The 25,714-nt window shown below is 39.1% G+C and carries 19 protein-coding genes; 14 read left to right on the forward strand and 5 right to left on the reverse strand.

Annotation, left to right across the window (positions count from 1 at the left end; translation table 11 throughout):
* The first annotated feature begins 26 nt into the window (after positions 1–26).
* Genes tilS through ZA06_RS11560 form a run of 3 tightly spaced genes read left to right on the forward strand, consistent with a single transcriptional unit; the run spans position 27 to position 3,978 of the window.
* On the forward strand, positions 27–1,340 hold the full coding sequence (tilS, locus tag ZA06_RS11550; protein ID WP_053977633.1) for a tRNA lysidine(34) synthetase TilS: 1,314 nt from the start codon (positions 27–29) through the stop codon (positions 1,338–1,340).
* Positions 1,341–1,343: 3 nt separating this feature from the next.
* Positions 1,344–2,960, forward strand: a complete 1,617-nt coding sequence (gene ade, locus ZA06_RS11555) for an adenine deaminase (protein ID WP_053977634.1) — start codon at positions 1,344–1,346, stop codon at positions 2,958–2,960.
* Between the two features lie 55 nt (positions 2,961–3,015).
* Positions 3,016–3,978, forward strand: coding sequence for a YheT family hydrolase (locus ZA06_RS11560; RefSeq protein ID WP_053977635.1), 963 nt, complete (start codon positions 3,016–3,018; stop codon positions 3,976–3,978).
* Here ZA06_RS11560 and ZA06_RS11565 read toward each other — a convergent pair.
* Complete coding sequence (locus ZA06_RS11565; protein WP_053977636.1) at positions 3,959–5,443, reverse strand: SLC13 family permease; 1,485 nt, start codon at positions 5,441–5,443, stop codon at positions 3,959–3,961. The two genes, ZA06_RS11560 and ZA06_RS11565, sit on opposite strands and share 20 nt — an antisense overlap.
* Positions 5,444–5,535: 92 nt before the next feature.
* Here ZA06_RS11565 and ZA06_RS11570 point away from each other — a divergent pair, with 92 nt between their 5' ends.
* The 8 genes from ZA06_RS11570 to ZA06_RS11610 all read left to right on the forward strand — a co-directional run bounded on the left by ZA06_RS11570 (position 5,536) and on the right by ZA06_RS11610 (position 13,845).
* Positions 5,536–7,074 (forward strand): YifB family Mg chelatase-like AAA ATPase, encoded by a 1,539-nt coding sequence (locus tag ZA06_RS11570; protein ID WP_053977637.1) that lies wholly within the window; start codon positions 5,536–5,538, stop codon positions 7,072–7,074.
* A gap of 30 nt (positions 7,075–7,104) precedes the next feature.
* Positions 7,105–8,220 (forward strand): DUF2891 domain-containing protein, encoded by a 1,116-nt coding sequence (locus tag ZA06_RS11575; RefSeq protein ID WP_053977638.1) that lies wholly within the window; start codon positions 7,105–7,107, stop codon positions 8,218–8,220.
* Positions 8,213–9,436: an Nramp family divalent metal transporter gene (locus ZA06_RS11580; RefSeq protein WP_053977639.1), complete on the forward strand. Its 1,224-nt coding sequence runs from the start codon at positions 8,213–8,215 to the stop codon at positions 9,434–9,436. Before ZA06_RS11575 ends, ZA06_RS11580 begins: the two co-directional genes overlap by 8 nt.
* On the forward strand, positions 9,436–10,176 hold the full coding sequence (pxpA, locus tag ZA06_RS11585; protein WP_053977640.1) for a 5-oxoprolinase subunit PxpA: 741 nt from the start codon (positions 9,436–9,438) through the stop codon (positions 10,174–10,176). The genes ZA06_RS11580 and pxpA overlap by 1 nt, the downstream gene beginning before the upstream one ends.
* A 4-nt stretch (positions 10,177–10,180) precedes the next feature.
* The gene (gene pxpB / locus ZA06_RS11590) at positions 10,181–10,912 is read left to right on the forward strand and encodes a 5-oxoprolinase subunit PxpB (protein ID WP_053977641.1); all 732 of its coding nucleotides are present in this window, start codon (positions 10,181–10,183) and stop codon (positions 10,910–10,912) included.
* Positions 10,909–11,763, forward strand: coding sequence for a 5-oxoprolinase subunit C family protein (locus ZA06_RS11595; protein ID WP_053977642.1), 855 nt, complete (start codon positions 10,909–10,911; stop codon positions 11,761–11,763). The genes pxpB and ZA06_RS11595 overlap by 4 nt, the downstream gene beginning before the upstream one ends.
* 73 nt (positions 11,764–11,836) lie before the next feature.
* Positions 11,837–12,367, forward strand: a complete 531-nt coding sequence (locus ZA06_RS11600) for a hypothetical protein (RefSeq protein ID WP_053977643.1) — start codon at positions 11,837–11,839, stop codon at positions 12,365–12,367.
* A gap of 674 nt (positions 12,368–13,041) precedes the next feature.
* Positions 13,042–13,845 (forward strand): sensor histidine kinase, encoded by an 804-nt coding sequence (locus ZA06_RS11610; RefSeq protein WP_053977645.1) that lies wholly within the window; start codon positions 13,042–13,044, stop codon positions 13,843–13,845.
* Here ZA06_RS11610 and ZA06_RS11615 read toward each other — a convergent pair.
* The 4 genes from ZA06_RS11615 to ZA06_RS11630 form a co-directional block, all read right to left on the reverse strand.
* Positions 13,842–14,537 carry an RluA family pseudouridine synthase gene (locus tag ZA06_RS11615; RefSeq protein ID WP_053977646.1) on the reverse strand — a complete coding sequence of 232 codons (696 nt, stop codon included), beginning with the start codon at positions 14,535–14,537 and terminating at the stop codon, positions 13,842–13,844. The two genes, ZA06_RS11610 and ZA06_RS11615, sit on opposite strands and share 4 nt — an antisense overlap.
* Before the next feature lie 26 nt (positions 14,538–14,563).
* On the reverse strand, positions 14,564–15,382 hold the full coding sequence (gene panB, locus ZA06_RS11620) for a 3-methyl-2-oxobutanoate hydroxymethyltransferase (protein ID WP_053977647.1): 819 nt from the start codon (positions 15,380–15,382) through the stop codon (positions 14,564–14,566).
* Positions 15,383–15,479: 97 nt separating this feature from the next.
* Positions 15,480–16,904, reverse strand: a complete 1,425-nt coding sequence (locus tag ZA06_RS11625) for an L-serine ammonia-lyase (RefSeq protein ID WP_053977648.1) — start codon at positions 16,902–16,904, stop codon at positions 15,480–15,482.
* Positions 16,905–17,050: 146 nt separating this feature from the next.
* A complete protein-coding gene (locus ZA06_RS11630) occupies positions 17,051–17,542 on the reverse strand; it encodes a hypothetical protein (protein ID WP_053977649.1) in 492 nt (163 codons plus the stop codon).
* Between the two features lie 251 nt (positions 17,543–17,793).
* Between ZA06_RS11630 and dnaK the strand changes: the two genes are divergently transcribed.
* The 3 genes from dnaK (at position 17,794) to ZA06_RS11645 (ending at position 25,654) form a co-directional block, all read left to right on the forward strand.
* Complete coding sequence (gene dnaK / locus ZA06_RS11635; RefSeq protein ID WP_053977650.1) at positions 17,794–19,701, forward strand: molecular chaperone DnaK; 1,908 nt, start codon at positions 17,794–17,796, stop codon at positions 19,699–19,701.
* A gap of 241 nt (positions 19,702–19,942) precedes the next feature.
* Positions 19,943–22,561 carry a BspA family leucine-rich repeat surface protein gene (locus tag ZA06_RS11640; RefSeq protein ID WP_053977651.1) on the forward strand — a complete coding sequence of 873 codons (2,619 nt, stop codon included), beginning with the start codon at positions 19,943–19,945 and terminating at the stop codon, positions 22,559–22,561.
* Between the two features lie 225 nt (positions 22,562–22,786).
* Complete coding sequence (locus ZA06_RS11645) at positions 22,787–25,654, forward strand: BspA family leucine-rich repeat surface protein (RefSeq protein WP_053977652.1); 2,868 nt, start codon at positions 22,787–22,789, stop codon at positions 25,652–25,654.
* Positions 25,655–25,714 lie beyond the last annotated feature (60 nt).

Raw genomic sequence — 25,714 nt, forward strand, 5'->3', positions numbered from 1 at the left:
AAACATTCATTTTTAACCACCTTTTTATGACACTCGACACCTTTAAGGCGCATATAGAACAGCAATTCCCGGGATTTTATGAAAGTAAATTGCTTATAGCCATTTCTGGTGGGGTAGATAGTGTGGTGTTGACCCATATGTGTCATCAATTGGGGTTGGATGTCTCTTTGGCGCATTGCAATTTCAATTTGCGTGGAACAGAGAGTGATGGCGATGCCGATTTTGTATTCCAATTGGCTAAAGATTTAAGTTTAGACCTGTTCTTGGAGAGTTTCCAAACGGAAGCTTATGCGGCAGAGCATAAATTGTCCATACAATTGGCAGCAAGACAGCTGCGCTACGATTGGTTTGACGAATTAGCCAAACAACTTCATTTTGATTATGTCCTCACGGCTCACCACGCCGATGATAATTTGGAAACATTTTTAATCAATTTAACTAGAGGGACAGGGCTTGATGGTTTAACGGGAATTCCCGAGGTGAATGGCATTTTTGTAAGGCCCCTTTTGCCCTTTTCAAGAAACAGTTTGGTAGAATATGCAGAGGAACATCAGTTAACATGGCGGGAGGATAGTAGCAATGCATCTACAAAATACTTGCGAAATAAATTACGCCATGATGTCATTCCTTTGTTGAAGGAAATCAACCCGCAATTGTTGCAGAATTTTGAAAAAACTATTGGGTTTTTAAAAGCGTCTAAATCAATTATTGAAGATCGAGTGGAAGAAGTAGAAGATTCGGTGATTAAAGAAATCTCCGAATATGATGTGAAATACGATATTTCCAAAATAAAAGCCCTTAGCAATCCCAAAGCCTATTTGTATGAACTTTTAAAAGCTTACAATTTTACGGAGTGGAATGATGTGGAAGGTCTTTTGGATGCCCAGTCAGGGAAGCAACTCTTTTCTGAGACCCATCGTTTAATTAAAGACCGGGAGTTTCTGTTGTTGAGTGAAATTGAGGACAAACAGGAAACGCTTATTCTCGTGTCTGAATGTGATGATAAGATAAAAACACCTCTTGGAAATTTGTATTTTAGTGAGGCTGCTGAGGTGTCCAATCAAGGTCCCAATGTAATTTTTGTAGATAAGAAAAAGCTTAAATACCCATTGACTATTCGGCATTGGAAGGAAGGTGACTATTTTCATCCATTGGGAATGAAAGGGAAGAAGAAATTGAGCAAATACTTTAAGGATGAGAAAATGTCCTTATTGGAAAAGGAAAATACGTTGGTGCTGTGTTCGGGTGATTATATCATCTGGGTGATAGGAAAACGTCCGGACGGCCGTTTTAAAGTTTGTGACCATACGCATCATATCATTAAAATAGAATTAAAATAGACCATGGTACTACAGGGGCAAATCGTTGATATTTCCAATAGACGTATTTTTAAAGGGGAAGTCACCATAAAAAATGGAAAGATTTTTTCCGTTGAAGAAAAAGAACACGATGTTGAGCATTTCATCCTTCCGGGTTTTGTGGATGCCCATATCCATATTGAAAGTTCTATGTTGGTGCCAAGTGAATTTGCCCGATTGGCAGTGTGTCATGGTACCGTAGCTACAGTGTCCGACCCTCACGAAATTACCAATGTTTTGGGAGTGGAAGGTGTGGAATTCATGATTGAAAACGGCAAACAAACGCCATTTAAGTTCAATTTTGGGGCTCCATCCTGTGTGCCTGCGACTAATTTTGAGTCGGCTGGAGCGGTCATCGATTCCGAAGGGATTAAAACGCTTTTGGAAAATCCTGAGATAAAATATCTGGCCGAAATGATGAACTATCCTGGGGTGTTGTTTCAAGATGAAGAGGTGCTGAAGAAAATTGCATGGGCCAAACATTATGACAAACCTGTTGATGGGCATGCTCCCGGATTGCGAGGAGACGATTTGTCTACCTATATAAATGCTGGAATCTCCACCGATCATGAGTGCTTTACTTATGAAGAAGGTTTGGAGAAACTGCAGAAAGGCATGAAAGTGTTGATTCGAGAAGGTAGTGCTGCCAAGAATTTTGAAGCCTTGATAGATTTGTTGCCAGACCATTATCACAACATGATGTTTTGTAGTGATGACAAACATCCAGACGATTTAATAGTTGGACACATAAACCAATTGTGTGCTAGAGCCATTGCCAAAGGTCATGATGTGTTTAATGTGTTGCAAATGGCTTGTGTGAATCCTGTGAAGCATTATAGTCTTGAGGTAGGATTGCTTCAGGAAGGCGATGTAGCGGACTGCATTGTGGTGGAAGATTTGCTGAATTTTAAAACATTGCAAACCTATATTGGAGGTGAATTGGTTTTTGATGGAAAGAGCCTCATTGAACCAGTTACTTTTAAAACTCCTAATAACTTCAAGGCAGAGCCCAAGCAAATTTCTGATTTCAAAATACCATCTTCAGCAAAACGGATTCGGGTTATTGAGGCTTTGGATGGCGAATTGGTAACTAACCTACTAATAGAAGAGGCCTTGGTAATTAATGGTGAATTGGTATCCAATACCGAAAAGGATATCTTGAAAATGACCGTGGTGAATCGCTATGAAAACCAGCAACCAGCTTTGACATTTATAAAGAATTTTGGCTTGAAAGAGGGGGCTATTGCTAGTTCAGTAGGCCATGATTCGCATAATATTATTGCCGTGGGAGGGGATGATGCTGCACTTTGTGAGGCTGTTAACCTGATCATTGCCAATAAAGGTGGCATTTGTGTTGTTTCTGATACTGAGGAGCAGGTGGTACCGCTTCCTGTAGCTGGAATCATGAGTGATCAAAATGGCGTGTCTGTAGGGAAAGCTTATGCTGAGTTAAGTCAAAAGGCAAAACAATTGGGCAGTACTTTGCATGCACCATTTATGACCTTGTCCTTTATGGCATTGTTGGTGATTCCGTCACTCAAACTGAGTGATAAAGGGCTTTTTGATGGCAATACCTTCAAATTTGTTGATTTAGAACTGTAAACTGTTTTTAAATAGGTATTTCATTCTTAGTTTTGTCTCCCATAAATAATGTGCTATGCCTATTCTTCATTCGGACTATAAACCACCTGTATTATTAAAAAACGGATTTGTGTCTACCGTATATTCTGGTTTGATTCGTAAGGTAAAGGGTGTGGAGCAAGAACGCGAACGTATCACCTTGTCTGATGGGGATTTTTTGGATTTGGATTGGAGCTACACCGAAACCAAAACAGATAAACTCATAATTGTTTTACATGGTCTGGAAGGAAATGCTCAACGCCCTTATATGACAGGGGTTGCCAAATTATGCAATGCCAATGCTATTGATGCCGTTTGTGTGAATTTTAGAGGTTGTAGTGGGGAGGATAACTTAAAATACTATTCTTACCATTCTGGAGCAACCAATGATCTGGATGAGGTTATTCAACATATTTTGAAAACCAAATCCTATTCACAGATATTTTTCCATGGCGTGAGTCTTGGTGGGAATATAGTGCTTAAGTATTTGGGCGAACGAGAAGAATTAGTTCCTGAGATTAAGGCGGGAGTTGCGGTGTCTGTGCCTTGTTATCTTCAAGGGTCTGCAGAAGAACTTCATACTTTTAAAAATGTTCTTTTTCACGATCGATTTAAAAGACATTTGCTGAATAAATTAAAAGTGAAGCAGCTAAGATATTCGGAAGAGTTGAATGATGCTGTATTACAGTCCATCAAAACATTAAGTGATTTTGATGACGTTTATACTTCAAGAGCGCATGGTTTTAAGGATGCGGTGGATTATTATGAACAATGCAGTAGTTTACAATTCTTAAAAGGTATTAAAGTCCCGACTTTAATCATCAATGCGTTGAATGATTCGTTTTTGTCACCGGAATGTTATCCTGTAAAAGATGCCAAAGAAAATCCAAATATCTATTTGGAAATGCCTAAACATGGAGGGCATGTAGGCTTCTGTTTGAGAGATGGATTTTATTACAATGAAAAACGGACTTTAGAGTTCATTCAGGGATTGGATTAAGTCTTAAATCTTCAGGAAAGCCTAATAGGTTGATATCCCAAAGCTCAGGAAGTACAAAATACACAAACAATGTAATGATGAGTATGGATACTAGATTCATTACAAACCCTTTACTTACCATATCGGGTATTCTCAAATAACCAGATCCAAATACTACGGCGTTGGGTGGTGTGGCAACTGGAAGCATAAAGGCACAGGATGCCGCTACAGCAGCGCTCACCATCAAGGTGAACGGATGCATGTCTACCGTTAAGGCCATAGGGGCCAATACGGGAAGTAACATGGCGGTTGTGGCCAAATTGGAGGGGATTTCAGTTAAGAAATTAACAGCAGCAATCAGAAGTAGTATAATTAGAAAAGTTGCAATGCCTGTAAGCGAGGTCATTTGATTGCCAATCCAAAGGGCGAGTCCACTGCTTTCAAAGCCCTTCGCGAGAGCCATACCGCCACCAAACAAAAGAATGATGCCCCAAGGGAGTTTTTGTGTGTCTTCCCAAGAAATCAATTGTTCGCCTTTGGTTTTGGAGGGGATAAAGAATAATACCAATGCAAAAAGGATGGCAATAATGGTGTCGTCTAGCCCTGGCAGTAGGTTTTGCAATAAAAAGGATCTAGTGATCCAGCAAAATGCTGTAGTCGCAAAAATTGCAGTCACCCATTTTTCTTCATAACTAATGCTTCCAAGTGATTTTAGAAGTTTTTTGATCTCATCTTTGCCTCCCGGAAATTCCTTTTGATGAAATTTAAAAGCTACGCGGGTTAAATATTTCCAGCAGATAAAGAGCATTAAAACAGAAATGGGAGATCCAAATAAAAACCACTGTAGAAAGGTGATTTCATAATTGTAGGTGCTCTTCACGATGCCTGCTAACACCAAATTGGGAGGGGTTCCAATCAAAGTGGCGATGCCTCCAATGGAAGCACTGTAGGCAACGGCGAGCATTAAAGCTTTTCCGAAGAGCTCGTTTTCATTTTTCAAGGTTTTAGGATTGTCCTTTAACTGGTTGATGATCGCCATGCCAATGGGGAGCATCATGACAGAAGTGGCTGTATTGGAAATCCACATAGACAGAAAGGCGGTGGCGACCATAAACCCCAAAATGATTTTATGAATGTTGGAGCCAATAAGATTGATGATGTTTAGAGCAATGCGTTTATGGAGGTTCCACTTTTCAATAGCAATGGCAATAATAAAACCTCCTAAATAAAGAAAAACATATTTATGCCCGAAGGAAGCCGTCGTAGTTCCTATGTCCAAACTGCCGCAAAGCGGAAACAGAACTATCGGCAAAAGCGCGGTGGCTGCAATGGGGATGGCTTCGGTAATCCACCAAACGGCTATCCATGCAGTGGATGCCAATACACCATTGGCTTCAGCGGAAAGACCTTCAGAATGGAAAAATAAGCGAATAAGAATAAACAGAATCGGGCCAAGGAAGAAACCAATGCGTTTTGTGGTGTTCATGTAATAAATGCTTTGTCATGTAATAATAGTGAATTTTCAAACAATATTATTATTTCCCAAATTTTCCTATTTTTAAGCAAAACCAATCAACGATGCTAAAAAAGGTCTATGGAAGTGCTGTGTTCGGCGTTGAGGCTACTACGGTTACCGTGGAAGTTAATGTGGACAACGGCATAGGGTATCACCTTGTGGGATTGCCTGATAATGCGATTAAAGAAAGTAACTTCAGAATTGCAGCAGCGCTTCAGAATAACGGCTATAAAATTCCTGGGAAAAAGATCATCATTAACATGTCTCCTGCCGATTTGCGAAAGGAAGGCTCTGCCTATGATTTGACTTTGGCTATTGGCATTTTGGCTGCTTCAAGTCAGATTAAAGCGGAAGCCTTGGAATCGTACTTGATAATGGGAGAATTGTCTCTAGATGGCACGTTGCAGCCCATAAAGGGCGCATTGCCCATTGCGGTAAAAGCGAGGGAGGAAGGTTTTAAGGGTTTTATTTTGCCGAGTCAGAATGCTAAGGAAGCAGCCATTGTGAATGACTTGGAAGTGTTTGGAGTGGATAACATCACGCAGGTCATTAACTTTTTTGATAAGGAGGAACCTTTAGAGCAAACGATCATTAATACGCGTGAAGAGTTTTTTAAAAACCTAGAGTTTCCCGAATTCGATTTTGCAGATGTCAAAGGGCAGGAAGGTATCAAGCGCTGTATGGAAATTGCTGCGGCTGGTGGGCATAATATTATTTTAATTGGGCCTCCCGGAGCAGGAAAGACCATGTTGGCAAAGCGTTTGCCTAGCATTTTACCACCCATGACTTTAAGTGAGGCCTTGGAAACCACAAAAATACACTCGGTAGTGGGGCGGGTGAAAGAACACACGGGATTGATGTCGCAACGGCCGTTTAGAAGCCCTCATCATACGATATCGAACGTTGCCTTAGTCGGCGGGGGAAGTTATCCGCAACCAGGTGAAATTTCTTTGTCGCATAACGGAGTATTATTCCTGGATGAGCTTCCCGAGTTTAAAAGAGAGGTATTGGAAGTGATGCGTCAACCTTTGGAAGATCGGGAAGTGACTATTTCCAGAGCAAAGTTTACTGTGACCTATCCCAGCAGTTTTATGTTGGTGGCCAGTATGAATCCAAGTCCTAGTGGCTATTTTAATGATCCCAGTGCACCTGTGACCTCTTCTCCAGCAGAAATGCAGCGGTATTTGAGTAAGATTTCTGGGCCATTGTTGGATAGAATCGATATCCATATTGAAGTGACACCAGTGCCTTTTGAAAAACTTTCCGATGATAGAAAAGGTGAGCCTTCTGTGGATATTAGAAAGCGCGTAACCGAGGCTAGAGAGATGCAATCGACACGCTTTAAGGAATATGATAATGTGCATTACAATGCGCAAATGAATACAAAGCAAATCAGAAACTATTGTGTATTGGATGAGGCTTCCAAGCAGTTGTTAAAAACGGCTATGGAACGCTTGAATCTGTCTGCAAGAGCCTATGACCGTATTTTGAAAGTGGCAAGAACAATCGCCGATTTGGAAGGCAGTGCTGAGGTTCGGGGAGCTCATATAAGTGAGGCTATTCAATATAGAAGTTTGGATAGGGAAGGTTGGTTGGGGTAATTGTCCTAAATTTAAAATAAACAGTATTAAATGAAACAATATTATGTTGTAATGGCGCTTGCTGTGGTGTTCTCCTGCAAGAATCCGTCAAGTGAAAATAAGCAAGTAGCTAAAGAAATAACCCGAGAAAAAACAGAAAAAGCACCTGTGCTAAATCTTGAAGAAGCCAAAAGGCTATCCCAATTGCCCTTACATTGTACGGACACCGAATATCCCAATAAGTTAAATCAGGTGATTGGCGGTGATGAAGACCTGCAATCCCCAAAGACATTGCATCCCGCATTTTATGGCTGTTTCGATTGGCATTCGGCGGTACATGGGCATTGGAGTTTGGTAAGTTTGTTGAAGAAGTTTCCTGAGTTGGAAGGTGCTTCGGAGATAAAAGGAAGGCTACTGGAGCATATTTCTAAAGAGAACATTGCCCAAGAAGTCGCTTATTTTTATGGAGAACATAACAAAACTTATGAGCGAACTTATGGTTGGGCCTGGTTACTGAAATTAGCCGAGGAGCTTCACACTTGGAATGATCCAGTTGCGAGAGAACTGGAAAGTAATCTGCAGCCATTGACAGATTTGATCGTGACGAAATATTTGGAGTTTCTTCCTAAATTGAACTATCCCATTAGGGTAGGAGAGCACCCAAACACTGCCTTTGGCTTATCCTTTGCCTATGATTATGCTTTAAGTGTGGGGCATATAGCTTTGAAAGAGTTGATTGAGCAACGAGCTAAGGATTTCTATATGAACGATCAAGGATGTCCCTTATCATGGGAGCCTGGAGGTTTTGATTTCTTGTCCCCTTGTTTGGAAGAGGCGGCTTTGATGAAGCGAATTTTGCCAAAAGAAACCTTTAAACCATGGTTGTCTGACTTTTTACCGCAACTAGTAGCGTCTAATTTTGCTTTGGATGTCGGTAAGGTTTCCGATCGATCAGATGGGAAATTAGTGCACTTGGATGGAGTGAATTTTTCAAGAGCTTGGAGTTTGATGAAAATCTCCGAAGGCATTCCTGAATATCAACATTTACAGAACATCGCCTATAAAAATATTAATCACTCGCTGCCGTCTATTGTTGGGGATGGTTATGAAGGTGGGCACTGGTTGGGAAGTTTTGCCATTTATGCATTGAATTCTATTCATGAGTAGATGGCTTAAGAACATTGGCCCAGGGCCTTTGGTAGCAGCTGCCTTTATTGGGCCTGGAACAGTAACCGTATGTACCATTGCGGGTGTGCAGTTTGGTTTGGATTTGTTGTGGGCTATGGTTTTTTCTATTGTGGCTACCATAGTATTGCAGGAAATGGCAGCTCGTTTGGGTATTGTGACGCAAAAGGGATTGGCAGATGTGTTGCAGAGTGAGGTAAAGAACAAATTGGCTAAACGATTTTTAGTGCTTTTGGTGTTATCCGCGATTGTTGTAGGCAATACGGCTTATGAAGCCGGAAATATCAGTGGTGCTGTGTTGGGATTGGAGGCTGTGTTTGGAAAAATGAATCTTCAGTTTTTAGGGTTTTCTTTTAATCTCCATGTAATCCTCGTTGGAATTTTAGCCTTTTTGTTGTTGTTTCAGGGAAGTTATAAGTTGTTGGAGAAAGTTCTTTTGGCAATGGTCATTCTTATGAGTGTGTCGTTTTTGGTTGTTGCTGTGGTAACTCGTCCCAATATAGTGGACATCATAAAAGGGATTATCATGCTTAAGAGTCCTGAAGGAGGTTTGATGACCATTGTGGGGCTTATAGGGACCACTGTGGTGCCTTATAATTTGTTTTTGCATGCCTCTTTGGCAAAAGAGAAATGGAAAGGCACAGAGGGCTTAAAATTCGCGAGAACGGATACGGGTATTGCTGTGGTGTTAGGAGGAATGGTTTCTATGTGTGTAATTATTGCAGCGTCGGCCCTAAACGGCTTGGAGGTGACTAATGCAAGCGATTTAGGAAAAAGCTTGGAGCCCTTGTTTGGGTTCTTTTCAAAATATGTCATTTCCATAGGCCTATTTGCGGCAGGAATCACCAGTGCTATTACGGCGCCTTTGGCAGCAGCTTATGTGGCCTGTGGGTGTTTTGGGTGGCCTTCCAATTTAAAATCGACTCGATTTAAAGTAGTTTGGAGTGTTGTTTTGTTAGTTGGAGTTTTAGTTTCGATGGGAGGTTTTAATTTGATAGAAATCATTCGTTTTGCTCAATTTTCAAACGGATTGTTGTTGCCGTTAATCGCGGGGTTTTTACTATGGGCTATGAATAGAGCGTCTTTGTTGGGGACTTACAAGAATTCCATGTTTCAAAATAGTTTGGGAATGATTATCTTAGTTGTGACCATTCTTTTAGGATTGAAAAGTATATTGAAAGTTTTACAAGTGATATAATGAGTCGTTTTGTTGTAGATATTAATGCGGATGTAGGTGAAGGGTTGGGCAACGAAGCGCAGTTGATGCCTTATATTTCGTCATGTAACATTGCTTGTGGTGGGCATGCCGGAGATGAGGAGAGTATGCGGGTTGTGGTGAAGTTGGCCAAATTGTATAAAGTGAAGGTTGGGGCACATCCTTCGTATCCCGACAAAGAAAATTTTGGACGAGAATCCATAAAGATATCCTGCGCAGATTTATATACATCCCTTAAAAAGCAGGTGAGGAGCTTGACGAAAATTCTCTATCAAGAAAATGTCCCTTTGCACCATATCAAACCTCATGGTGCTTTGTACAATAAGGCGGCTGTAGATGTAAAGACCGCTCAGGTAATAATAGAGGTAATCAAAAGCATTGCGATGCCCGTGGCTTTATACGTACCCTATAAATCTGTAATTGCAGATTTGGCCTCAAAGGAAAATATTAAGGTGACTTATGAGGCTTTTGCCGATAGGAATTACCATGATGATTTGACCTTGGTGTCCAGAAAGGAATCTGAGGCTATTATTGAAACTACAGAAGCTGTTTTTGATCATGTCTACAACATGATTTTAACGCAAAAAGTAAGGACTGTTTGTGGTTCTGAAATGGATTTAAAAGCCGATACTTTTTGTGTTCACGGCGACCATCCAAAAGCAGTACAAATACTTCAAGAATTGACTGCCAAATTAAAGGTGAATAATGTGAAAATTTTATGATGTTATGAAGGGTTTTCAGTTGAAGTTTTTACCTTTCAATGAACGTTCTATTTTAGTGGAATTGCCTTCTCGTATTGAAGAAGATGTATTAAAAGATGTACTTTTATTTAAAAATAAGATTCGGAAAAATCTTTCTAAAGTTATTGTTGAGGTTATTCAATCATATAATTCATTATTAGTTGTTTATAGTTTAACTATTGATGATTTCAATAGTGAAATTTTGAATTTGAAATCACTATATGAATCGCAAGTTGATGATGTAAATTTGGAATCTTTGGTTTGGGAAATTCCAGTCTGCTATGATACTAAATTTGGTTTAGATTTGAATGAAATTTCAGAAGAAAAAAAGTTAACAATACAAGAGGTAATCCAACTGCATTCCCAACCATTTTACATGGTTTATTTTATCGGGTTTTTACCCGGATTTTTATACTTAGGAGGATTGGATCATCAACTTCAATTTCCACGAAAATCCAAGCCAAGAATGAAGGTTGAAAAAGGGGCGGTGGCCATTGGTGGCCATCAAACCGGAATTTACCCAAATGAAAGTCCGGGAGGGTGGAATATTATTGGAAATTCTCCCTTAGAATTTTTTAATCCGCAACAATCGCCTCCCTGTTTTGTAAAAGCGGGAGATCAAGTTCAGTTTGTTCCAATAGATATACTGGAGTATGAAAAGATAAAAAGAGATGTGGGTTTTGGAGTGTATCAACCTAAATTTAGAAAGCGGTTATGATTAGGGTTCTAAAGGCAGGATTGTATACTTCTGTTCAAGATTTGGGAAGGTTTGGACACGGTAGTTTTGGAGTGCCTGTTTCTGGAGTTATGGATGTGCAATCTGCAAAGTTTGCGAATGCGCTTTTAGGGAATCCGGAACATGTGGCTGTTTTGGAGATTACCATGGTAGGTCCTGAGCTGGAATTTACTGAGGTGACGAGTATTTGTATGGTTGGTGCGGAAATGAGTCCGGCAATTAATGGAAAGCCTATTAAAAACAATATGGCTATTAACGTTTTTCAAGGAGATAGATTGACTTTTGGAAGATTGCAAAAGGGGATGAGGTGTTATTTGGCTGTTTTGGGTGGTGTTCAAACAGAATCCGTATTGGGAAGTCGAAGTATGTATTGGCCGGTGACGCTACAAAGTAAGGTTTTAAAGGGAGATGAGTTGAAGCTTATGGAAATGAAGAAACATATCTTGGAAAGACATGCAGTTGTTAGGTTTGGTGACTCCTATGTTGTTTCGGAGACCTTGGAGGTTTTTGAAGGGCCAGAGTTCAATGAGCTCTCCAAAGAGCAACAATTCATCTTGTTTTCAAAATCATTTACAATTTCGAACCATAACAGCCGTATGGCTTATCAGTTGAATGAAACCCTTCAAAATAGTTTAAACGCCATTATAACCGCTCCTGTGCTCCCTGGAACGGTGCAATTGACACCTTCTGGACAATTGATCGTGTTGATGCGGGATTGTCAAACCACTGGAGGGTATCCAAGGGTGTTGCAGCTTACGGATGCTTCTATCAATTTATTGGCTCAGAAAGGAGTTGGGCAAAAGTTGAGATTTGTAAGGAAACCCTATGTGTAAGAAAATTATTATATAAGCTAAGGTTGTTGTGCAGATTTTCAATATATTGGCATGAACAATTAACCATATAATTATGAAAAAAATTCTTTTATTAGTAGTAGGGTTTGTTTTGGGAGCCCTCGCAACGTATTTGTATTGTTGCAAATCGGAAGTAGGGACAGCGGAACCTGTCATTGAAAAAATTGCTGCGCCTAAGGGAGTTATCACTCCAAGCCAAGCAAAGGTTTTGGATAGAGCTTTTGATTTGAGGCACAAATTAATTAATGATTCCTTAGTTAAGCAGGGAGATAATCGTTCTTCTTGGTATTCTTTATCTGGCTTAAGGGATTATTTGGACTACGCTGAGCATCAGGCTGCTGGATTGGGATATTCTATGAATGGTATTAGGATTTATCTTGGTGCAGAACCGGATTCAAATGGAGAGGCTGGATTGACCACTATGTTTTTAATTCCTACAGGAATTCGGGGGACGGCAAGCTTGGAAACCTCGGAAGCAAGTATGTTCTCTTTTAATTTTGTGGAGACTACATCCGATATTGAAGATGCCGACGGGTTTGATGGAGCTAAACCAGGTGACCCCCCTACAGCTAATTATCCACAGTAAAATTTTCGTATGAAGGTGTTTATTTTCGATAATTATTCTTTAATGTCGGATATATTAATATCCCTTGCAGCTTTTATAGCGGTAATGTGTTATGGAAAATATAAAGAGACGCCTGTGCGATATTTTATCTTCTATTTGGTATTTATTGTCTTTGTTGAATTGGTGGCTAATTATCCAAAGTTTCTAATCTTTTACATAAAGGGAACACTTTTTGAGAGAAATTTTTGGTGGTATACTCTTTGTTGGAATATGGGCAGTGCTCTGTTCTTTTCATTTTATTTCAGAAAGACAATGCAATCGAGTAAACTTAAAATAATCTTAAAGGCAAGTACTATAGCGTATATTGTGTTTGCCTTTATTTCAATTATGTTAGATTACAAAACTTTTTTTACGGCCTTTATGCCTGGGATTAACATAGGGGGCATGTTGTTAATTTTAATGAGTATCTCCATATATTTTATAGAAGTGCTCGAATCGGATAAAATCTTAACCTTTTATAAGTCAATTAATTTTTATATTAGTTCTGTGCTTCTCATTTATTTCTTTGCTACCATTCCTCTTATTTTTTTTAATAGGTACAGTAATTTGGCTGATATGGACTATCTAGTCTTGAAATGGTCGGTTTTGTTCTGTGCCAATTTTATGATGTACGTTACTTTTAGTTTAGCCTTGTTATGTTGCAAACCGCAGAATCAATAATTAGTACGGAAGCCGAACGTTATCTCTTGGTATATATGATTGCCGTACTGGTAGTTATTTCTTCATTAATTATTGTGTTTTTTATAGTGTTTCAAAAGCGCAAGAACAAGCTTGTTATGGATAGAATTAGACAGCAGCAGGCTTTTGAAAGAGGACTTCGAAATGCTCAAATGGAAATTCAAGAAGAAACTATGAAGCAAGTTGGAAGGGAATTACATGATAATGTGGCCCAATTACTGACCTATGCCAGTATGCAATTGAAAATACTGTCTTCAAAGGTTACAGAAGAGAATCGTGAAAAGGTTCAGGCCACCTCGGACATTGTGAAGGAAAGTCTGGACGAGTTACGGGGACTTTCCAAGTCGCTCAACAATGAAGTGGTGTTAAATTTGGGATTGGAAACAAGTCTAGCCAATGAAATGAACCGATTAAAGCGCCTGAAGTTTCAAATAGTAACATTTGAGGCTCAGGGCGAAAGAAGGCAGTTGAACAATAAGCAGCATGAAATCATTCTTTTTAGAATTCTGCAGGAATTCTTCTCCAACTCCGTGAAATATTCCAAAGCTAAAACATTGGCTGTAACGCTTAATTATACACTCGAAGAACTTGTAATTGTAGCATTGGATGACGGAAAAGGATTTGATGGGGAAACTATTACAAAAGGTTCAGGGTTGATCAATATGAAAAGTAGGGCTGCTTTAGTTGATACTTCTTTTTTGCTAGAATCTAAGCCTGGTGAAGGCACTAGACTGACTCTTAAATACCCTTTTCAATTTTAACAGGCCTCCCAAAGTGGATCATTGGGCAAAGGAGCAGTAATGCATATAGCTTCTTTTGAAACCGGATGCGTAAATTCCAATTTCCGGGCATGTAAATGAATGCTGCCATCGGGGTTGCTTCGGTCAAAACCATATTTTAAATCCCCTTTGATTGGGCTTCCAATACTAGATAATTGAGATCTAATTTGATGGTGGCGGCCGGTTTCCAATTCAATTTCCAACAAAAAATAATTGTTCAATTGCTTGAGAAGGCTGTAGTGCAATACGGCTCTTTTGCTACCGTTGGTTTCCTTGTGGAATACGGAAGATTTATTATTCTTTGGATTCTTTTTTAACCAATGGATAAGGGTGTCTTCTGTTTTTGGAGGTTGGTTTTTAACCAAGGCCCAGTAGGTTTTGGAGGCACTTTTTTCTGAAAACAATTTGTTGAGTCTTGGAAGTGCCTTGCTGGTTTTTGCGAACAGCACAATGCCTGTAGTGGGTCTGTCTAAACGATGTACTACGCCAAGGTATACGTTTCCGGGTTTGTTGTATTTGTCTTTTAAATACGCCTTAACGATATCGCTAAGTGGCGAATCCCCAGTTTTGTCGCCTTGTACCAAATCGCCAGCACGTTTGTTAACCACAATAATGTGATTGTCCTCATATAAAACCTGAAGATTTTCTGGTGTGGATATGGTTTTTTTGCCCACTGTACTGATATTGGGAAATTAGAACCTTAGTATTGTTCGTTGTCGTTAGGGAAATCCAATGTCTTCACATCGTCTACATATTGTGAGATGGCCGAGGTCATTTCTTCATAAAGATTCATGTAGCGACGCAAAAATCTTGGATTAAATTCATGGGTCATTCCCAACATGTCATGTAATACCAAAACCTGTCCGTCTACACCATTTCCAGCACCGATACCGATAACGGGGATAGAAACGCTTTCGGCTACTTCCTTGGCAAGTTGCGCGGGGATTTTTTCCAAAACAATGGCGAAACAACCAGCTTTTTCCAACATTAAGGCGTCTTCCTTAAGCTTTTTGGCTTCTTGCTCTTCTTTAGCTCTTACAGTATAGGTTCCGAATTTGTAAATAGATTGCGGCGTCAATCCTAAATGCCCCATAACAGGAATACCTGCATGAAGAATACGTTTGATACTCTCCTTGATTTCTTTACCACCTTCAAGTTTTACGGCATGTCCGCCACTTTCTTTCATGATTCTAATGGCAGACCTAAGGGCTTCCTTAGGGTCACTCTGATAGCTGCCAAAAGGTAAATCCACTACAACCAAAGCACGTTGAACCGCTCTTATTACAGAAGAGGCATGATAGATCATTTGGTCTAAAGTGATGGGAAGTGTTGTTTCGTGACCAGCCATAACATTACTGGCAGAATCTCCAACAAGAATAACATCTATTCCAGCTTCATCAACAATTTTCGCCATAGTATAGTCGTAGGCAGTAAGCATAGAGATTTTCTCTCCGTTTTGCTTCATTTCTACCAAGGACTTAACCGTAATTCGTTTGTATTCTTTTTTAGCTACAGACATAGTGTTTTACATTTAGGAGATGCAAAAATAATGAGTTTAAATAAGAAATTATGCTATTAAAGCTATTATTCCTTTGTGTTGAAACGCTAAAACTTTGTTAACAGTCCGTTAGGTTAACTCCTACGGCCAAACCTCCTTCTGAAGTTTCTTTGTACTTGGAATTCATGTCTTTTGCAGTTTCCCACATGGTGTTAACTACTTTATCCAATGGCACCTTTACATTGTTGGGGTCTGTGTCCAAGGCCAATTCAGCGGCATTAATGGCTTTAATGGCGCCCATAGAGTTACGCTCGATACAAGGCACCTGTACCAATCCGCCAATAGGGTCGCAAGTAAGTCCCAAATGGTGTTCCATAGCAATTTCTGCAGCTACCAACACCTGTTCTGGGGTTCCTCCCAAAAGCTCGCAAAGAGCACCAGCGGCCATGGCAGAGGATACGCCTATTTCGGCTTGGCATCCACCCATTGCAGCTGAGATCGTGGCGCCTTTTTTAAAGATGCTACCAATTTCTCCTGCCACCAAAAGGAAACGTTTTATATGCTCGAAATTAGCTTTGTGATTTTCAATTACCATGTAGTACATCAATACGGCAGGAATCACCCCGGCACTACCATTGGTAGGGGCCGTAACTACACGTCCCAAGGAGGCGTTTACTTCATTTACTGCTAAAGCAAAACAACTTACCCATTTAAAGATCTGTCTAAATTTTACTTCTGTAAGCCGAATGGTCTCCAACCATTCCTGAGGTGTATTATATGGAAGTTCTCCTTTTAGTTTTTGATGGGTATCGTAAGCACGTCTTCTTACATTTAGGCCACCTGGCAGGTTTCCCTCGGTATGACAACCTAGGTACATGCATTCCAACATGGTGTCCCAAACGCGCTTCAATTCAAAATCGATAGCCGCTTCCTCTCGTATGGATTTTTCGTTTTCCAAAACAACTCCGGAAATGGGAAGGTTCAATTGATTGCAGAAATCCAACAGTTGGGTGCCCGTTTCAATAGGGTAAGGGAAGGTGCAATAAAAGATAATTTTATTGGCCTTGGCTACTTTACGTTCTTCTTGAACCACGAATCCACCGCCAATAGAGTAGTAGGTAGATTTGTAATTTCTTCCATTAATGGTTGCCGTAAAGGTGAGTGCATTGGCATGGAAGGGCAGGAACTTTCGATTGAATTTAATCCCCTCATTAAAATCAAAGGGAATCATTTTTTCGTTATTGAAACAAAGTGTTTGTGAGTTTTTGATGTTAGCAATGATCACATCAATGTCTTCGGTTGGAATGCGTTCTGGGTCTGCACCACTTAATCCTAGAAGCACGGCATAATCTGTAGCGTGGCCTTTTCCTGTTAAGGATAGGGAGCCAAAAAGGTCAACAGTTACTTTCTCAACCTTATCAAATTTCTTGTTTGCTTTTAGTTCGGCAATCCAACGTTCTGCAGCCCTCCAAGGGCCAAGTGTATGGGAACTAGATGGTCCCACACCAATTTTTAACATGTCAAAAACACTAATGCACTCCATTTACGAAAACGATATAATTGAGCGCAAATATACAGTTTGTTGAAGAAGATAAGAGCTAGAAAAGTGCAAAATAAACGTTAATGCTGAAGTTGTATTAACGTTTATTTTAAGTGTCTTGATTTTAGTGGGTTACACTGGGTGTGAAGTTACTTTTGTTCAAAAGCAGAAATGCCTCCAGCTTCCATAACGGCATCCAAATTATTAAGGTCAACACCATCAACATTGTCGGCTGGAACTACAACCACTCTGAAATATTGGTCTTGGGTCCATTCGGAGCCAAGGATGCCAAAATTTATGGTTCCGTCTAAAAATAATCTCACATCGTCTTGAGTAAAGTCGAAATTGTAAACTAAAGTGCCTTCTGCAAATTCGGCTGTTTGCGGCAATGGTCGCCAAATGTCCTGTCCGTCATATTCCCAGGAAATATAAACCAACACCACATCCGAAGGGTAAACAGTGAATCCATAAGGCTCGATGATTTCGTAACCGTTGACAGATGTAAAATCGACTTCTATTTCAAAAGCGCTGGCAACAAAAATGGAACCAGGTTCACCAGGAGGGCCCGGAGGGCCTTGGTCTCCTTCACATGCTGTAAATAGCAGTGACGTAAACATTAAGAGAGCAAAAAGTTTTTTCATAATAATTTTTTTTTGTTGAAATAATGATGTTACAAACTCTAAAGTTACTGAAATTAAAAGAATGGATGGCTATTGCTTATTAAAATAAAGAAGTTCTAATTAAGAGCTATTCCTGTTTTTCTGTGGTTTTTGGCACAAGGAAAATGGAAATATGACATCGTGTCATATTTTTTTCAATGGCATAATCATTGACATATACCTCCTGAATTTAAAATTGAACATTCAACGCAACAAATAAAGAAATTAGTATTATGAGTAAAATTATTGGAATCGATTTAGGTACAACAAACTCCTGTGTTTCTGTAATGGAAGGTAGCGAGCCTGTTGTAATCCCAAACGCAGAAGGTAAGCGTACTACACCATCGGTTATTGCTTTTGTTGAAGGAGGCGAGATTAAAGTTGGTGACCCAGCTAAAAGACAAGCAGTGACCAACCCAACTAAAACCGTTTATTCTATTAAACGTTTTATGGGGAATAAATATTCTGAATCTAAAAAAGAAGCAGAACGCGTACCATATAAAGTAGTAAAAGGAGATAACGATACCCCACGTGTGGATATCGACGGACGTTTGTACACACCTCAAGAGCTTTCGGCCATGATTCTTCAAAAAATGAAGAAAACTGCTGAAGATTACTTAGGACAAGATGTAACTCGTGCCGTAATTACAGTACCTGCCTATTTTAACGATTCTCAACGTCAAGCTACCAAAGAAGCTGGTGAGATTGCAGGTTTAAAAGTAGAAAGAATTATTAACGAGCCTACGGCAGCTGCCTTGGCTTATGGATTGGACAAAAAAGGTCACGATCAAAAAATTGTAGTATTCGACTTTGGTGGAGGTACTCATGACGTTTCTATCTTGGAATTGGGAGACGGTGTATTTGAAGTATTGTCTACCGATGGAGATACGCACTTAGGAGGTGACGACGTAGATGAGAAAATCATCAACTGGTTGGCAGACGAGTTCAATGCTGAAGAAAACATGGACCTTCGTAAAGATCCTATGGCATTACAACGTTTAAAAGAAGCTGCAGAAAAAGCTAAAATTGAGTTGTCATCTTCTGCACAAACAGAAATCAACTTACCATATATTACAGCAACTGCTAGTGGACCAAAGCACTTGGTACGCACATTGACAAAATCGAAGTTTGAGCAATTAATCGACGATTTGGTAAAACGTACCATTGCTCCATGTGAGTCTGCAATGAAAGCTGCTGGTTTATCTAAGAGTGATATCGACGAAATTATCTTGGTAGGAGGATCTACTCGTATTCCTGCGGTTCAAGAGGCTGTTGAGAAATTCTTCGGTAAAAAACCAAGTAAAGGTGTAAACCCAGATGAGGTAGTAGCTGTTGGTGCCGCTATTCAAGGTGGTGTATTAACAGGAGATGTTAAGGATGTATTGTTATTGGATGTTACGCCATTATCTTTAGGTATTGAAACCATGGGTAATGTAATGACTAAGCTTATCGAGGCCAATACAACCATTCCTACCAAGAAATCACAAGTGTTCTCTACAGCGGCCGATAATCAGCCTTCAGTAGAAATCCACGTGTTGCAAGGAGAGCGTCCAATGGCAGCAGACAACAAAACAATTGGTCGTTTCCACTTAGACGGTATTCCACCGGCAAAAAGAGGAACGCCACAAATTGAAGTAACGTTTGATATTGATGCCAACGGTATCATTAAAGTATCAGCAACAGATAAAGCAACCAATAAAACGCAGGATATCCGTATTGAAGCTTCTTCAGGATTGACAGAAGAAGAAATCCAAAAGATGAAGCAAGAAGCTGAAGCAAACGCAGAAGCAGATGCTAAAGCTAAGGAAACTGCGGATAAACTGAACAGTGCCGATGCCATGATTTTCCAAACGGAAAGTCAGTTGAAGGAGTTTGGTGATAAATTATCTGATGATAAGAAAAAGCCAATCGAAGACGCTTTGGAAGAGTTGAAGAAAGCTTACGAAACCAAGGATATTGCGGTAATTGATCCTGCATTGGAGAAAATTAACGAAGCTTGGAAAGTAGCTAGCGAAGAAATGTACAAAGCGCAAGCAGAAGCACAACAAAACGGCGCTGGAGCACAACCTGAAGGAAACGCAGGTAGCGATGCAGGCGAAAGCAACGATGTTGAAGACGTAGACTTCGAAGAAGTGAAATAGTAAAATAGTCGAAAGACTATATAATTCAACAAAAAACGCAACCAGAAATGGTTGCGTTTTTTTATGGGTAGAAATGACGCTTTAGGGTTAAAATGGAGTGATAAATATAAAGACCATTTAATTATTTGCGGTTGAGTTAATTGTAGGTTAAATCTTAAAAATAATTTAGGGATACTAAGTTTTTAGCTGGATTTTCTCTTTTTTTACACAAAATAAATCAACTAAATTTTTATTAAACCCCATGAAGCAAACCTACTTATTTTTAATGATCATGTTATGGGCAACGATAACAGTTGCGCAAGCTCCTTTTATAACCACTTGGGAGGTGACCACTTATAATTTACACATTCAATTTGGAGATGGTAACTATGAGGGGGGCAATTATACAGTGGATTTTGGAGACGGTACGATATTAACAAATCAATCAGGTATCGTTGAGCATACTTACGGAGCATCTGGTACTTATACAGTTTCTGTTTCGGGGGGATTTTATAGATTTTTACCGGAATCTAGCTTCGCTACACGTTTAAAAAGTATCGAACAGTGGGGAGATGTTGAATGGAAAATCATGGAGGGAGCATTTAAGGGATGCTCTAATTTGGTAATCAATGCCACGGATGCACCAAATTTGAGCCAAGTGACTAGTATGAAAGAAATGTTTCGTGGATGTAATTCATTAGTAAATGTTCCAGGGATTGAAGCTTGGGACGTTTCTAGTGTGACAAATATGAAGCAAATGTTTTGGGCGGCATCTAATTTTAATCAATCTATTGAGGCTTGGGATGTTTCCAATGTTACAAATATGAGCGGGATGTTTCATGCCGCTCAAAACTTTAATCAGCCTCTCAATTCGTGGGATGTTTCCAATGTATCAATTATGGATGGTATGTTTGGTAGTGCATCCAGCTTCAATGAACCCCTTGATGCTTGGGACGTTTCCAATGTCACGAATATGGATGGGGTGTTTTCCTTTGCTATGAGTTTTAATCAGCCTCTTAATACTTGGGATGTGTCCAATGTCACAAATATGTATACTATGTTTCATTATGCCCAAAGCTTTAACCAGCCTCTTGATGCTTGGAACGTTTCTAGTGTGACAGATATGAATCATATGTTTGGTTATGCTAAAAGCTTTAATCAGCCCCTTGGTGTCTGGGATGTTTCCAATGTCACAAATATGGGCGGTATGTTTAGGGAAGCGGCAAATTTCAATCAGCCCCTTAATGCCTGGGATGTTTCCAATGTCACAAATATGGATCTTATGTTTACGTATGCCACTAATTTTAATCAACCTTTGGATAATTGGGACTTTTCAAATATTGATGTAAACCTCAATCATTTTGTAAGCTATACGGGATTGTCCGTTGCTAATTATGATCTGTTATTGGAGCATCTAACAGAGTTCAACTTGCCTATTTCTTACATGGGGGCTGTAGGGTTATATTATTGTAATCAAGCGGCCCATGATTATCTAACCAATGATTTAAATTGGTACATTCCTGACGAGGGAATTTCTGATACTTGTGCTTCTATTTCAGGAGAGGTGTTATTTGATATTGATAATAATGGTTGTTCTGAAACAGGTATCCCTATGGGCGATTTTTTTGTAACTATGGGTAATGGTAGTAATTCCTATGCTCAGTTCGTTAGTGATGGTTCTTATTATATTTCAACAAATATCGATACTTGGACGGTTTCGTTGATGAATGTTCCAAACTATTATACGGTTACACCAGAATCCATAGAGGTTGATTTTGAAAGTACATCAGATGAAATTGTTGATTTCTGTATAACTGCCAATCAAGACATCAACGATTTAAATATTACCTTGTTACCAACAGGCCAAGCGCGACCAGGCTTTGAGGCTGCCTATAAATTGGTGGTTAAAAATTTGGGCACACAAAGTATGGATAACATAACGGCAAGCCTCACTTTTGATGAGGCCATGCAAAGTTTTGTAGAGGCCAATCCTGTTACAAGCGCAACAACTACCAACAGTTTGGAGTTTGCCATTGCAACCCTTGCACCTTTTGAGATTTGGGAAACAAGCATTACCATGCAAACCTTTACGCCGCCAACCGTTAATGGGGATGATCTTTTAAACTTTACAGCTACGGTGCTGCCAAACACCGATGATTATACGCCAAATGACAATACCTTTAGTTTGGAGCAAATTGTGGTGAACTCCTACGATCCTAATGACAAACAGGTGTTACAGGGAGAAACTATTGTTATGGAACAAACAAGTGAGTATTTGGATTACTTGATCAGGTTTCAAAATACAGGGTCTGCCAGTGCCATTAATATTAGGGTAGAAGATGAATTGCATGACAATTTAGATTGGAGCACGTTGAGTATTACCAGTGCCAGTCATGACTATGAGGTGGAAATCACCAACGGTAATGAGGTAGATTTTGTTTTTAATGGTATTTACTTGCCTGCTGAGTCGCAAAATGAACCTGAAAGTCATGGTTATATCGCTTATAAAATCAAGCCTAAAACAACTGTACAGGTGGGGGATATCATGAGTGGGAATGCCAGTATTTATTTTGATTATAATGCGCCTATCATTACCAATACCGTAACCACAGAAGTTGTGGATGTTTTGGGAGTAGGTGAGTATAATTTATCAAGCTTCATCACTGTTTACCCCAACCCAATAAGTGAAGGGGTTTATCTAGAAATGAATGATGGAGTTGAGCTAATTTCAGCAAAATTGTATAATGTTCAAGGACGCTTATTATTGGAAACCAAAGAAGCCACCAATTATATAAAAACAGAACAATTGTCATCTGGAGTTTATATGCTGCGTTTGGAAACAAACAAAGGACAATTGGTAAAAAGAGTTGTTAATAAATAAAGTAATCGATATAAAAGAATGTTAAAACGCAATCATTTCCGGTTGCGTTTTTTTATTTGGCAAAATAACTTTTTGAGGTTGAAAATAGAAAAAGGGGTTTTTCGAACTTTGGCTTAACAAGTGTTTATTTATTGATGTTGTAAGAAAAATTTTAAAAAAAATTAGTAGGCTTTAAATAATTTTTCTTCTTTTATAGTGAAAACCAACTAATTTCTTAATCAACCAATGAAACAAATCTGCTTATTTATAACATTTGTGTTACTGACATCCGCTGCTGTTGCACAAGCACCTTTTGTCACTACTTGGGGAGTGGCTGGTCATGGTAATCAGCTTCTTATTCGCTTTGAAACTGAATATGGAGAAGGAGGGAATTACACTATAGATTTCGGAGACGGTACAATATTAACAAATCAATCAGGTGTCGCTTCACATACCTACGAAGCACCTGGTACCTATACTGTAACAGTATCTGGTAATTTCGATAGGTTTTTATTAGAGGAAGATTATGAAACACTTTTAAAAAGTGTGGAACAGTGGGGGGATACAGAATGGACATCTATGGAGGGGATGTTTAAGGGCTGTTCTAATTTAGTAATTAAAGCCACTGATGTGCCGAATTTGAGTAAAGTAACTAGTATGAAAGAAATGTTTTATGGATGTGCTTCAATAGGTATTATACCTAATCTTGGCGAATGGGATGTTTCCAACGTAACAAATTTGGCTGGGATGTTTAATAGGGCAACTAGTTTTAACCAATCACTAGATACTTGGGATGTTTCCAAAGTATCAACCATGGGAGAGATGTTTTCTTATGCGAGAAGTTTCAATCAGCCCCTTGAGGCTTGGGATGTTTCTAATGTTGTGAATATGGAAGCGATGTTTTTTCAAGCAGCTAGTTTTAATCAGCCCCTTAATGCTTGGGATGTTTCTAAGGTAACAAATATGAGTAATATGTTTAGTGATGGACTTTTTAGCACTACTAGCAAAACAGTGAAATTTAATCAACCTCTCGATGCATGGGATGTTTCCAATGTAACTGATATGAGCTATATGTTTTGTGGGGCTAAATTCAACCAATCCATTGAGGCTTGGGATGTCTCCAATTTGCTAACTATGAAAGCTATGTTTTACGAATCTAAATTTAACCATCCTATTGCTTCTTGGGATGTTTCTAATGTAACGGATATGAGCAATATGTTTTACAGAGCAGATTTTAATCAACCCATCGGTGTCTGGGATGTTTCTAATGTGACAGACATGAGTGGTATGTTTAGTGAGGCAACTAATTTTAGTCAACCTCTTAATTCTTGGAATGTCTCCAGTGTAACAAATATGGCTGGTATGTTTAAAAAAGCGAGCAGTTTTAACTACCCAATCAATACTTGGGATGTTTCCAATGTGACAGAAATGGGTAGCATGTTTAGAGAGGCAACTAATTTCAACCAGTCCCTTAATGCCTGGGATGTCTCCAATGTAACCAATATGTCTTCTATGTTTTATTATGCAATTAACTTTAATCAGCCTCTCGATACTTGGAATCTTACTAATGCAGCTATGAGTGTTAATACATTTGTAATGTATTCTGGTTTAAATGTTATTAATTATGATTTGTTGTTGGAGCGTTTTTTAGAGTTAGATATGCCAACAGGGTTAACTTTTAATGCTCACGGCCTATACTATTGCAATCAAGAAGCCCGTGATTATTTAATTAATACTTTGGATTGGAATATGGTAGGTGATTATTTGTCGTTAACTTGTAATTCTATTTCAGGTTCGGTATTCTATGATTTAGATGCTAATGGCTGTACAACAGAAGATTTAGCTGCAGATGTTTTTTTTGTAAATCTGGATAATGGTATTAGTAATTTTAGACAATCTGTTGCCAATGGTATGTATTCTATTCCAACAAGGGATGAAAATTATATTGTTTCGTTGGTAAATGTGCCTGAATACTTCACGGTTAGTCCTGAAGCTATAGAGGTTGATTTTACGAGCACTATAGATGAAATTGTTAATTTTTGTGTCACCTCCAGCCAAGTTGTCAATGATATAAGTATTGCCTTATTACCAATTACTGAGGGGCGACCAGGTTTTGAGGCTACCTATAAATTGGTGGTTAAAAATTTGGGAACACAAAGTGTGGATAACATAACGGCAACCCTCACTTTTGATGAGGCTATGCAAAGTTTTGTGGTCGCATCTGCAAAGACAGAAACAACTACCTCTAATAGTCTGGAATTTAGTATTACAGCCCTTAATCCTTTTGAGAGTTGGGAAACAAGCATAACCATGCAAACCTTTACCCCTCCAATCGTTAATGGTGGGGATGTTTTAAGCTTTACGGCTATGGTGTTGCCAAATAGCGATGATTATACACCCAATGACAATACATTTAATTTGGAGCAAATTGTGGTTAACTCCCGCGATCCGAATGACAAACAGGTGCTGCAGGGAGAATCTATTGTAATGGAACAAACAGGTGAATATTTGGATTATTTGATCAGGTTCCAAAATACTGGGTCTGCCAGTGCGGTTAATATTAGGGTAGAAGATGAACTGCATGAAAATTTGGATTGGAGTACTTTAAGTATTACCAACGCTAGTCATGAATATCAAGTGGAAGTCACTAATGGCAATGAGGTAGATTTTATTTTTAATGGTATTTATCTGACTGCAGAGTCGCAAAATGAACAGGAAAGCCATGGTTTTATCGCTTATAAAATCAAGCCTAAAACAACGGTAGAGGTTGGTGATATCATGAGTGGAAACGCTAGTATTTATTTTGATTATAATGCACCTATCATCACCAATACTGTTACCACGGAAGTTGTAGGTGTTTTGGGAGTTGAAGAACATGTTTTGTCAAGTTTGGTAACTGTTTACCCAAACCCAATAGATGGAGAAATCCATTTGGAAATGAATGATGAGGTAGAGCTAATTTCAATAAAACTTTATAATATGCAAGGACGTTTATTGTTAGAAACAAAAGAAAACACCAACAATATAAAAACAGACCAACTATCCTCAGGTGTTTATATGTTGAGTTTGGAAACAAACAAAGGACAGTTGGTAAAAAGAGTTGTTAAAAAATAAAACAGGAATTATGTTTGAAAAACGCAACCATAATTGGTTGCGTTTTTGTTTACGTAATCT

It is taken from the genome of Mangrovimonas xylaniphaga (assembly GCF_001280435.1).
Taxonomy (GTDB): domain Bacteria; phylum Bacteroidota; class Bacteroidia; order Flavobacteriales; family Flavobacteriaceae; genus Mangrovimonas_A; species Mangrovimonas_A xylaniphaga.